Genomic DNA, 10958 nt, shown 5'->3' with positions numbered 1-10958 from the left:
TCGTCGAACGCGGCACTCCGTGGAGCAAAAGTCCACCCGCAAACCACACCGCCTGAGCTAATGGTTGCGCTTCTCCCACAAGGGGGAGAAGGTGGAGCCTGGGGTATGTGGCTCGGCCAATCTTTAACGTCAATGATTGGCAGGGACATGCGCGCAATCTTGCCTTCTCCCCTTGTGGGAGAAGGTGGATCGGCGCGCAGCGCCGAGACGGATGAGGGGTGCTCCGGCGGAGCGAGGCGTTCAAGCAGCCACCGGCCGCCGCGCCAGCCCATCGCGGATATGGCGCGCGAATTCCCGCGCGGCCGGCCCTATCCCATGCCTGGGCAAATGCAGGTTGATGGCAAAATTCGGCAGCGGCGGCAACCCGGACTCGGATGGCAATATGTCGAGATCGGCCGGCACGGTGGAGGCGAGCCAGGTGGTGACGGCAAGGTCGGAACGCACCGTCGCCGTCGTCGCGTCGATGTTGCCGTTCTCGAACACAGTGCGCCATTCCAGCCCATGCTCGCCGAGCGCCGCCAGCACCGCCGGCCGGAAGGCGCAGGTGTCGGCGACGATCGACACCGGCAGCGGCCGCTTGGCGCGGGCAACTCCGCCCTTGGCGCCGACCCAGACCAGCCGGTCGATGGCAAGGCATTCGCCCGCCGACGGGCCGACGCGTTCCTCGATCACCGCAAGGTCGATGGTCCCGGCCGAAAGGGCAGCGGTCAGTTCCGGCGACGAGGCGCAGACCAGCGATATCTCGACCTGCGGATAGGTCTCGGCATAGGTCTTCAGCACCGGTGCCAGCAAGGTGCCGACAAGGTCGTAGGGCACGCCGAGCCGCACCTGGCCGGCCACCGGGTTGCCTGCCATTTCGGCCCAGATCTCGTCATTGAGGCCGAGCAGCCGCTTGCCCTTGCCGAACAGCTGTTCGCCGGCGCGCGTCAGCCGCAAGCCGCGCCTGTCGCGCTCGAACAGGCTGGAGCCGAGCGCCTCCTCCAGCCGCTTGACCTGCTGGCTGACGGCACCCTGCGTCAGATGCAGCGCATTGGCGGCCGCCGTCATGCTGGCCTTGTCGGCGACGGTGACGAAGGTGCGGATCAGCGCCATGTCGAGATTTCGGATCATGATTGGCATTATGCCTTCTAATGCCAAGCATGGCAAACATTGCATTTACTGAAGTTCGTACACAGCTACGATGGCAACTTCCGAACAGAGGAAGCCGCATGCTCGAGCCCATCATCCCGCTCATCCTGTTTGCGATCGTTGCCACCACAACGCCCGGCATCGCCACGACCCTGTCGACCGCTTCCGGCGCGCAGTTCGGCTTTCGCCGTTCCGTCCCTTTGCTGGTCGGCAGCGCCGCCGGCCTCGCCACGGTGACGGGCGCAACGGCGGCTGGGCTCGCCGGCCTGCTGCTTGCCGTGCCCTCGCTGCAACTGGCGATGAAGGTCATCGGCTCGCTCTATCTCGTCTGGCTGGCGATCAAGATTGGCCGCAGCGGGCCGCCCAATCTGGATGTGACCATGGCCAGGCCGAACAGCTTTTTCGGCGGTGCCGGCATTCAATGGATGAATCCGAAAGGCTGGGCGATGGGGCTGGGCGCCGCGGCCTCGTTCGCCGCATTGGCCAGCGGCCCGATGCAACTCGCGCTGCTGCTCGGCACCACCTTCGGCCTCGCTGCGGCCGTCTCGCTGTCGCTGTGGTGCGTGGCCGGCATGCTGCTGGCCCGGCTGCTCAAGACCGAACGGCAATGGCGCGCGCTCAACATCGTGCTAGCGCTGGTGCTGGCCGCCTCGATCATCCCGATGTGGCGGACGGCTTAGAGCGCTCAAGCCACAATCCGCGCCAGTACCCGGACCTTCGGTCTACCTCCCCATAAGGGGGAGGTAGAGAGCGCAGCTTTCTCGCACCCGACAAGACCATTGTCGCATGGGGGGACGAGGCGCTTCCTCACCCTCCCCTTGTGGGGAGGGTCGCTGCGAAGCAGCGGGTTGGGGGTCCTGGTTCGCAAAGCGAACCAGCCTTTGCCACCTCAAGCCGCGTAGCGTGCCGCCGGCTTGTTGGCGTGCAGGCTGCCGTAGAAGGCTTGCCGGGCACCAAGGAACGTGTCCAGCTTGGCCGCATCGGCAAGTCCCGGCACGGTGACGGCTTCGCCCCTGGCCAGTCCGACAAGCGCCGCATCGACCAGATCGTCGGCCGTCATGATGATTTCCTTCGGAAGCTGGTCGATATCGCTGCCGGCAATTTCCCAGAAATCCGTCCGGGTCGCGCCGGGCAGCACCACCTGGGCCTTCACCTCGGTACCCGCGACCTCACGCTGCAGGGCCTCGGTGAAGTTGACGACATAGGCCTTGGTGCCGCTGTAGATGCCGCCGAACGAGGTGTCGTAGGCCAGCACCGAGGCGATGTTGACGATGGCGCCGCGGTTGCGTGCGATCAGGCCGGGCAACACGGCACGGGTCAGCCGCGTCAAGGCGACGACATTGACCTTGATCATGCGCTCGGCCACATCGGCGTCCGCCGTCGCAACCACTTGCGCACCGCCGAGGCCGGCATTGTTGACAAGCAGCGTCACGCTGTCGTCGGCCGATATCGCCTGCTCGACGCGGCGCACGTCATTGTCGTCGGCCAGATCGGCGCTGATCACGCTGACCTTGCGGTCATAGGCATAGCGCAGCTTCTCGGCCAGTTCCTCGAGCCGGTCGGCGCGCCGCGCCACCAGGACCAGATCATAGCCCTGCCCCGCCAGCCGGTCCGCATAGACCGCGCCGATACCCGCCGAAGCACCGGTAACGACCGCCGTGCCCTTGTTGCTCTGTCCGCTCATTGTGCTTGTTCCTTCTGTTTAAAGTTGTTCGTTTCGACCTGACCGCCGGCGCGCGGGCATTTGCCTCGCTCTGTCGAAAAGTCATCTGATTTCATTAGTGGTATATGCCACTAAATGTGAAGTAGGTATATGCCACTATCTTGTCAATGATCGAAGCGAGGATTATTTGACGGAGAGCGGCCGGACGTCATTCGCCGGCGCCAAGGACCCATTATGTCGAAGGATACCCTGCCCGGCCTGACGCTCTGCAATAACGCCGCGCTGCGCCGTGCGGCGCGCAAGCTCGGCCAGTTCTATGATGATGTGATGGCGCCTTCGGGCCTGAAGGCCACGCAGCAGGGCCTGCTCTACCAGATCCATATCGGCGACGAGCCGGCGATGGGCGCTATCGCAGCGTCGCTGATCATGGACCTGTCGGCGCTCGGCCATACGCTGAAGCCGCTGATCCGCGACGGCTATGTCGAGACCTTTGCCGACCCGGGCGATCGCCGCATCAAGCGCGTGCGGTTGACGCCGCAGGGTCTGGCCAAGCTAGATGAGTCGATGAAGCTGTGGCAAATTGCCCAGCAGCGTTTCGAGGACGTGGCCGGCAAGGAACAGGCGCAAAGGCTGCGCGCGGCGCTGGATGAGATCGCCGCGCTGGATTTCGATCTGCCGCAGGCCACGCCCTGAGGGCGGGCGTTACCAACAGACTCTATTCGGCCGGCATGGCGACCGTTCTGGCCGCCCAGCGGCCCGCCAGCAGGATGCCGAGCCCGACGATCGGGAAGACCGCGGCGACAATGCCGAGATCGGCCGGCGCGCCGTAGCGCAGCACCGCACCACCGACCACCGCCCCCAGCGCCACGCCGAGATAGAGCGCCGAACCGTTGAGCGACAGCACGATCGGGGCGGCGTCGGGCGCCAGCTTGATGATGCGGCTCGCCTGCCCCGGCGGGAACGCCCAGCCGACAATGCCCCACGGCACCATCATCGCCATCAGTGCCGGCCCGGCAATATGGGGAGGCAGGAAGGTCGGGATGACCGACAGCATGACCAGCATGGCGGCGCTCAGTGCCAGCGACCAGCCGACGGTGCGGGTCGCGCCGAACCGGTCGGCAGCCTGGCCGCCGGCAATGTTGCCGATGACGGCGCCGACGCCGAAGGCGAGCAGCATGCCGGGCAGCGCGATCTGGCTGAGCCCGCCGCCCTCGATGGCAAGCGGGGCGACAAAGGCAAAGACGGTGAAGGCGCCGGTCAGCGCCAGCAATGTCGTCACCAGGATCGGCATCACGCCGGGGCGAAGGGCCGCCGCCAGCCTGCGCTTGAGGGGCAGCCTGGTGCCGACGATGCCGCGCGGCAGCCTGTACCACAGTATGGCGCCGGCGAGCGCGCCGAGACCGGCGATGGCATAGAACGTGCCGCGCCAGCCGGCGATCGTCGCAACGAGAGCGCCCAGTGGCGCACCGACGGCTACGGCCACCGTGGTGCCGCCGACGACGACGGCGATGGCACGCGCCCGGTGATGGTCATCGACCAGTGCCACCGCCGTGCCTTGCGCGGTCGCCGCGAACAGGCCCGACGACAGCGCCATGACGATGCGCGCGATCAACAGCAGCTCGAAGGAGGAACTCAAGGCGGCGGCAATGTTGCCGAGCACGAAGAACACCAGCGTCCACAGGATGACGCGGCGCCGGTCCCATTCGCCGGTCAGCGTCGCCAGGATCGGCGTGCCGACCGCATAGGCGAGCGCGAAGGCGGTGATCAGCGTGCCGGCGAGCGGGATGGAAATGCCGGCATCCGCCGCGATGTCGGGCAGAAGGCTGGAGATGACGAAGCCTTCGGTCGAGATCGTGAACGATCCGAGCGCAAGCCAGAAGAGGCGCTTGTCCATGGGGCGATGTCCTTAGTTCAACAGTTATTGAACAATTGGACACAAAAGGCCATGATGTCAATGAAGCGAGGGAAAATTAGCTGAACCTTCCTGACAGCCCTGTGTCAGCATGGATCACGCAGAACAGTGTGGACGGCTGCGGCGGGATGGATGCGTTGAAATCGGCCCGAACTGTGCTTAGTTTCCAGCCATGACCTTGCCACACCCCAATACGGACCAGATCAGCCTGCCCATCGTGCTCGGCGTGCTCGGCGACCCGACGCGGCTCGCCATCGTGCGGTATCTCGCCAGCAAGGAAGGCGTGCCGCTGAACTGCAGTCAGTTCCTCGATCTCGGCTCGAAGACCAATCTGAGCTACCATCTGGCCAAACTGCGCGAGGCCGGCGTCACCCGCGCCGAAGTGGTCGGCACCAACCGCATGATCACGCTGCGCCGTGCCGATCTCGACGCCCGCTTCCCCGGCCTGCTCGACAGCGTCATCGCCGCGGCCGGCGCTGAGCCGGCGCTGCCGGCGGTTGGTGGCCACGAGATCGAGATTTCTGCCTAGCCTTTTTCCTCTCCCTCGCGAAGTGGGGCGAGGAACCCAAGTCCTGCAAGGTCGCCTTCCCGTGACCAGCCAACCCACGGAGCCCGCCGCATGCGCATTGCCGTCCTCGCCGATATCCATGGCAATGTGCTGGCGCTGGACGCCGTGCTTGAGGATCTGCGCCAGCGCGGCGGCGCGGACCTGACCGTCAATCTCGGCGACAGCGTTTCCGGCCCGCTATGGCCGCGCGAGACATTTGCGCGGCTGGAGGCGCTCGACCCGCCGACGGTGCGCGGCAATCACGACCGCCGCGTCGCCGCCGACCCGGCCGACGCAACCATGTGGGCCTCCGATGTCTATGCGCAACAGCGGCTGACACAGGCGCAGCGCGAAGTCCTCTTTGCCCAGCCGCTGACGCTGGAGATCGCGCCGGGCGTGATCGCCTTCCACGCCCGTCCCGACCACGACGAGAAATATCTGCTCGATACGATCGTCAATGGCCAGCTGGTGCGCGCGCCGCTGGCGGCGATCCGGCGCCGGCTGAAGGCGCTCGACCCCGCCTGCCGCATCGCACTGTGCGGCCACAGCCACCGGGCGGAATTGATCCGCATTCCCGATGGTCCGATCATCTTCAATCCAGGCAGCATCGGCTGCCCCGCCTATGACGATTCGACACCGCCTGCGCATGTCTCCGAGCAAGGCTCGCCACACGCCCGTTACGGCATCGTCACCTTGGGCAGCGCCGGTCAGCCCGACCGCTTCGAGGCCATCGCCGTCGACTACGACCATGAGGTAGCGGCGCGCCAGGCCGAACAGGCGGGCCGGCCGGAATGGGCCCACGCGCTCAGAACGGGGTTCATGCCAGGCTGAGCGCTTTTGCGTTCATGCCGTCAGGTTGGGGCTGGTTCCTGGTCTATTGGGCCGGGCAACAATGATCGAATTTTCGGGCTTACATGGCGGCGCCTCGTCCCTTATAAAACCGGCCGGGCACGCGGCGGGCTCGACCCGCCCGGTATGATATCAGCGCACGGCCAAACGATGAGGCGCACAGTTACGCTCCGAACAACCCTGCATGCGCTGATTACCGCTCCGCTGCTGATGGCGGCATGGCCGGCCATTGCCCCCACTATGGCTGAAGAGGCGCCGGATCTTGTCATCTCCATCGTGACCGGCCTGGCGCCGGACGATCTTCTCAACGTCCGCACGGCCGCGTCGCCGATCGCCAAGGTCGAGACTCGCCTGACCGGCGGCGAAAGGGTCACCAATCTCGGCTGCAACGACATCAACGGCTACAAATGGTGCAAGGTCGAGAGCACGGGCAAGGAGAAGCTGAGCGGATGGGCGCCGGCGCGCTACCTCACCCCCCTCAATCCGGCCCCCTATGTCGAAGGCACGGCGAAACCGGCCGATGCGCCGGTGGTTGCCTCCACTGGCGATGAGGCGGGCAAGCCGGAGGCCGCAGCCGCCGTTGAAGCCGCCGTTTCCGCTCAGCCGCCGCCCGACCTTACGGCGCGGCTTGGCGGCAGCGGTCCGGCAACTGAAAACATGCCGAAATCCGCCGCTGAAATCGGCTACGCGGCGATGCGGGACGCCTATGGCCTGGCGCTGGCGGCGACCGAAACCTCAGAAGATGTCCAGGACGTCGCGGCGTCACGGCCGCCCGCTTCTGCCGCCGACGAGATTCCCTGCGCCCGCTATGTCGGCCAGCCGATGGAGCGCTGCAAGGTCAGCGCCGTGCGCGCCGCCGACAAGACCGACATCACGGTCACCTGGCCCGATGGCGGCACGCGCATCATCTCCTTCGTCGCTGGCAAGCCGGCCAGCTCCGACGCGCCTGGCGACTTCCGCTTCACCCGCGAAGGCAGCCTCAACATGATCCGCGTCGGGGTGTCGGAACGCTTCGAGATCACGGATCAGTTGGCGCTGGGGGATTAGGGATCAGGCAGTAGCCAGTAGGGAATAGGCATTAGCCCCTACTGCCTACTGCCTACTGCCTACTGCCTACTGCCTCCTGCCTACTCTCTCGCATTTTCGGGGTTACATCAGTCAAAACTCTTCCCTATAAGGCCCTCCTAGCCTGATACCAGAATCGCGAGCACAACCGGCCGGGTCTTCCCGTCCCGGTTTTTTGTGCAAGCCGCCCGCCGAACGGACCTGTGACATGCCAAGACGCACCGACATCAAGTCGATCCTGATCATCGGGGCCGGCCCCATCGTCATCGGCCAGGCCTGCGAGTTCGACTATTCCGGCACCCAGGCCTGCAAGGCGCTGAAGGAAGAAGGTTTCCGCGTCATCCTGGTCAATTCCAACCCGGCCACCATCATGACCGACCCGGAACTGGCCGACGCCACCTATATCGAGCCGATCACTCCGGAAGTCGTGGCCAAGATCATCGCCAAGGAGCGGCCCGACGCGCTCCTGCCGACCATGGGCGGCCAGACCGCGCTCAACACCGCTCTGTCGCTGCGCCGCATGGGCGTGCTCGAGCGCTACAATGTCGAGATGATCGGCGCCGACGCCACGGCCATCGACAAGGCCGAGGACCGCGCGCTGTTTCGCGAGGCGATGAAGAAGATCGGCCTGGAAACGCCGAAGTCGATGCTGGCCAACGCCACCGACGTCAAGAACACCGACCGCAAGACGCATGAGGCCGAGCGCGCTGCCGTCAAGGCCGAGGCGCCTGCCGATCTCGACGCCGCGCTCGACGCGCTGGAAACCCGCTGGAACCTCGGAGAAGGCGATCGCAAGCAGCGCTACATCAGCCACGGCATGGCGATTGCAGCACAAGCGCTCGACCATGTCGGCCTGCCGGCCATCATCCGCCCGTCCTTCACCATGGGCGGCACCGGCGGCGGCATCGCCTACAACCGTGCCGAATTCTACGAGATCGTCCAGTCCGGCCTCGACGCCTCGCCGACCACCGAAGTGCTGATCGAGGAGAGCGTGCTCGGCTGGAAGGAATATGAGATGGAGGTCGTCCGCGACAAGGCGGACAATTGCATCATCGTCTGCTCGATCGAGAACATCGACCCGATGGGCGTGCATACGGGCGATTCGATCACCGTCGCCCCGGCGCTGACGCTGACCGACAAGGAATACCAGATGATGCGCAACGCGTCGATCGCGGTGCTGCGCGAGATCGGCGTCGAGACCGGCGGCTCCAACGTGCAGTTCGCCGTCAACCCGGCCGACGGCCGTCTGGTGGTCATCGAGATGAACCCGCGCGTCTCGCGCTCGTCGGCTCTCGCCTCCAAGGCGACCGGTTTCCCCATCGCCAGGATCGCGGCCAAGCTTGCTGTCGGCTACACGCTGGACGAGCTGGAGAACGACATCACCGGCGGCGCCACGCCCGCCTCGTTCGAACCCAGCATCGACTACGTCGTCACCAAAATCCCGCGTTTTGCGTTTGAAAAGTTCCCCGGCGCCGAGCCGGTGCTGACCACCGCCATGAAGTCGGTCGGCGAAGTGATGGCCATCGGCCGCACCTTCCAGGAATCGCTGCAGAAGGCGCTGCGTGGACTGGAGACCGGCCTGACGGGTCTGGACGAAATCGAAATCCCCGGCCTCGGCTACGGTGCGGCGACCGCCAACCATGCCGACGACCGCAATGCCATCCGCGCCGCACTGGGCACGCCGACGCCCGACCGGCTGCGCATGGTGGCGCAGGCGATCCGCATGGGCACCTCGCTGGAAGACGTGCACGCCATGTGCAAGATCGACCCGTGGTTCCTCGAGCAGATCGCCGGCATCCTCGCCATGGAAGCCCGCATCCGCGAGCACGGCATCCCGCAGGACGCCGTCAACCTGCGCATGCTGAAGGCGATGGGTTTTTCCGACGCCCGCCTCGCCTCGCTGACGAAGACCGACGTCGAGGTGATTGCCAAGATCCGTGACAAGCTCGACGTTCATCCGGTTTACAAGCGCATCGACACCTGCGCGGCCGAGTTCGCCTCCCCCACCGCCTACATGTATTCGACCTATGAAGTGCCGTTTGCCGGCGCGCTCGCCAACGAGGCGCAGGTGTCGTCGCGCAAGAAGGTCGTCATCCTCGGCGGCGGCCCCAACCGCATCGGCCAGGGCATCGAGTTCGACTATTGCTGCTGCCATGCCGCCTTTGCGCTGCGCGACGCCGGCTACGAAGCGATCATGATCAACTGCAACCCGGAGACCGTGTCGACCGACTACGACACCTCCGACCGGCTCTATTTCGAGCCGCTGACGGCCGAGGACGTGCTGGAGATCCTGCGCGCCGAGCAGGCGTCGGGCGAGCTGATCGGCGTCATCGTCCAGTTCGGCGGCCAGACGCCGCTGAAGCTGGCGGATGCGCTGGAGAAGGCCGGCATCCCGATCCTCGGCACCTCGCCCGACATGATCGATCTGGCCGAGGACCGCGACCGCTTCCAGAAGCTGCTGCACAAGCTCGGCCTCAGCCAGCCGAAAAACGGCATCGCCTATTCGGTCGAGCAGGCCCGCCTCGTCGCCGGCGAGCTCGGTTTCCCGCTGGTGGTGCGCCCGTCCTATGTGCTGGGCGGCCGCGCCATGCAGATCATCCACAGCGAGGGCATGCTGCAAACCTACCTGCTCGACACCGTGCCCGGCCTGGTGCCGGAAGACATCAAGCAGAAATACCCCAACGACAAGACCGGCCAGATCAACACGCTCTTGGGCAAGAACCCGCTGCTGTTCGACACCTATCTCAGTGGCGCCATCGAGGTCGATGTCGACTGCCTCTGCGACGGCAAGTCGACCTTCGTCTCCGGCATATTGGAGCACATCGAGGAGGCCGGCATCCACTCGGGCGACAGTGCCTGCTCGCTGCCGGTGCACTCGCTGCCTTCGGAGCTGGTCGACGAGCTGGAGCGCCAGACGGCCGCGCTTGCCCGCGCGCTCAATGTCGGCGGCCTGATGAACGTGCAGTATGCGATCAAGGACGGCACGGTCTATGTGCTGGAGGTCAATCCGCGCGCGTCGCGCACCGTGCCCTTCGTCGCCAAGACCATCGGGCGTCCCATTGCCAAGATCGCCGCCCGCATCATGGCAGGTGAGAGCCTGGAAGACGCCTTCGCCCATTACGGCGCCATGCCCGACCCCAGGAACCCCGGCCACATCGCGGTCAAGGAAGCCGTCTTCCCCTTCGCCCGCTTCCCCGGCGTCGACATATTGCTCGGCCCGGAAATGCGCTCGACCGGCGAGGTCATGGGCCTCGACCGCGACTTCGCGCTGGCCTTCGCCAAGAGCCAGCTCGGCGCCGGCGTCGACCTGCCGCGCTCCGGCACCCTGTTCGTCTCGGTGCGCGACGAGGACAAGAAGGGCATCCTGCCGGCGGTCAAGCGCCTCGCCGGCCTCGGCTTCAAGGTCATGGCGACCTCCGGCACCGCCCGCTTCCTCGCCGAAAACGGCGTCGTCGCCGAGAAAATAAACAAGGTGCTGGAAGGCCGCCCTCACATCGAAGACGCCATCCGCAACCGACAGGTGCAGATCGTCTTCAACACGACTGATGGCCAGAAGGCGGTGTCGGACTCCAAATCGCTGCGCCGCGCCACGCTGATGCAGAAGGTGCCGTATTATACGACGTTGTCGGGTGCGGCGGCCGTGGCGGAGGCGATTGCGGCGTTGAAAGCGGGGAGCCTCGAAGTGAGGCCGCTGCAGGAGTATTTTGCGTAGACGCTTGGCCTTCTTCTCTCCAAATTGGATGAGAGTGAAATGTTCTACACGCAGCGATACTGGCGAACACCTGTCGTCGTGT

At 65.7% G+C, this 10958-nt stretch carries 9 protein-coding genes; 6 read left to right on the top strand and 3 right to left on the bottom strand.

The genetic code is table 11. The annotated features are described in order from the left end of the window. Positions 1–240: 240 nt before the first annotated feature. Complete coding sequence (locus NKH19_RS16490; RefSeq protein ID WP_352863970.1) at positions 241–1110, bottom strand: LysR family transcriptional regulator; 870 nt, start codon at positions 1108–1110, stop codon at positions 241–243. A 98-nt stretch (positions 1111–1208) separates the two neighbouring features. On the opposite strand from NKH19_RS16490, the gene NKH19_RS16485 reads away from it, so the two are divergent. Next, positions 1209–1808, top strand: a complete 600-nt coding sequence (locus tag NKH19_RS16485; protein ID WP_352863732.1) for a LysE family translocator — start codon at positions 1209–1211, stop codon at positions 1806–1808. Between the two features lie 209 nt (positions 1809–2017). On the opposite strand, the gene NKH19_RS16480 is transcribed toward NKH19_RS16485, so the two are convergent. Further along, positions 2018–2812, bottom strand: coding sequence for an SDR family NAD(P)-dependent oxidoreductase (locus NKH19_RS16480; protein WP_352863734.1), 795 nt, complete (start codon positions 2810–2812; stop codon positions 2018–2020). 213 nt (positions 2813–3025) lie between these two features. Here NKH19_RS16480 and NKH19_RS16475 point away from each other — a divergent pair, with 213 nt between their 5' ends. After that, on the top strand, positions 3026–3484 hold the full coding sequence (locus NKH19_RS16475; protein WP_352863736.1) for a MarR family winged helix-turn-helix transcriptional regulator: 459 nt from the start codon (positions 3026–3028) through the stop codon (positions 3482–3484). Between the two features lie 22 nt (positions 3485–3506). On the opposite strand, the gene NKH19_RS16470 is transcribed toward NKH19_RS16475, so the two are convergent. Beyond that, positions 3507–4685: an MFS transporter gene (locus NKH19_RS16470; protein ID WP_352863738.1), complete on the bottom strand. Its 1179-nt coding sequence runs from the start codon at positions 4683–4685 to the stop codon at positions 3507–3509. A gap of 190 nt (positions 4686–4875) precedes the next feature. On the opposite strand from NKH19_RS16470, the gene NKH19_RS16465 reads away from it, so the two are divergent. The 4 genes from NKH19_RS16465 to carB all read left to right on the top strand — a co-directional run bounded on the left by NKH19_RS16465 (position 4876) and on the right by carB (position 10876). Then, the gene (locus NKH19_RS16465; protein ID WP_352863740.1) at positions 4876–5232 is read left to right on the top strand and encodes an ArsR/SmtB family transcription factor; all 357 of its coding nucleotides are present in this window, start codon (positions 4876–4878) and stop codon (positions 5230–5232) included. 90 nt (positions 5233–5322) lie between these two features. Next, entirely contained in the window at positions 5323–6081 is a 759-nt protein-coding gene (locus NKH19_RS16460) for a metallophosphoesterase family protein (protein WP_352863742.1), read from the top strand. Positions 6082–6249: 168 nt separating this feature from the next. Next, on the top strand, positions 6250–7146 hold the full coding sequence (locus NKH19_RS16455) for an SH3 domain-containing protein (RefSeq protein WP_352863744.1): 897 nt from the start codon (positions 6250–6252) through the stop codon (positions 7144–7146). Between the two features lie 226 nt (positions 7147–7372). Further along, positions 7373–10876: a carbamoyl-phosphate synthase large subunit gene (carB, locus tag NKH19_RS16450; RefSeq protein WP_352863745.1), complete on the top strand. Its 3504-nt coding sequence runs from the start codon at positions 7373–7375 to the stop codon at positions 10874–10876. Positions 10877–10958: the final 82 nt, after the last annotated feature.

Source organism: Mesorhizobium sp. M1338 (assembly GCF_040318045.1).
GTDB lineage: Bacteria > Pseudomonadota > Alphaproteobacteria > Rhizobiales > Rhizobiaceae > Mesorhizobium.
This window is presented reverse-complemented; position numbering and strand designations above follow the sequence as displayed.

Coding starts and splice junctions, on each gene's coding strand:
- NKH19_RS16455 (WP_352863744.1), top strand. CDS start 6,250: ATGAGGCGCACAGTTACGCTCCGAACAACCCTGCATGCGCTGATTACC.
- carB (WP_352863745.1), top strand. CDS start 7,373: ATGCCAAGACGCACCGACATCAAGTCGATCCTGATCATCGGGGCCGGC.
- NKH19_RS16470 (WP_352863738.1), bottom strand. CDS start 4,685: ATGGACAAGCGCCTCTTCTGGCTTGCGCTCGGATCGTTCACGATCTCG.
- NKH19_RS16485 (WP_352863732.1), top strand. CDS start 1,209: ATGCTCGAGCCCATCATCCCGCTCATCCTGTTTGCGATCGTTGCCACC.
- NKH19_RS16465 (WP_352863740.1), top strand. CDS start 4,876: ATGACCTTGCCACACCCCAATACGGACCAGATCAGCCTGCCCATCGTG.
- NKH19_RS16460 (WP_352863742.1), top strand. CDS start 5,323: ATGCGCATTGCCGTCCTCGCCGATATCCATGGCAATGTGCTGGCGCTG.
- NKH19_RS16475 (WP_352863736.1), top strand. CDS start 3,026: ATGTCGAAGGATACCCTGCCCGGCCTGACGCTCTGCAATAACGCCGCG.
- NKH19_RS16490 (WP_352863970.1), bottom strand. CDS start 1,110: ATGATCCGAAATCTCGACATGGCGCTGATCCGCACCTTCGTCACCGTC.
- NKH19_RS16480 (WP_352863734.1), bottom strand. CDS start 2,812: ATGAGCGGACAGAGCAACAAGGGCACGGCGGTCGTTACCGGTGCTTCG.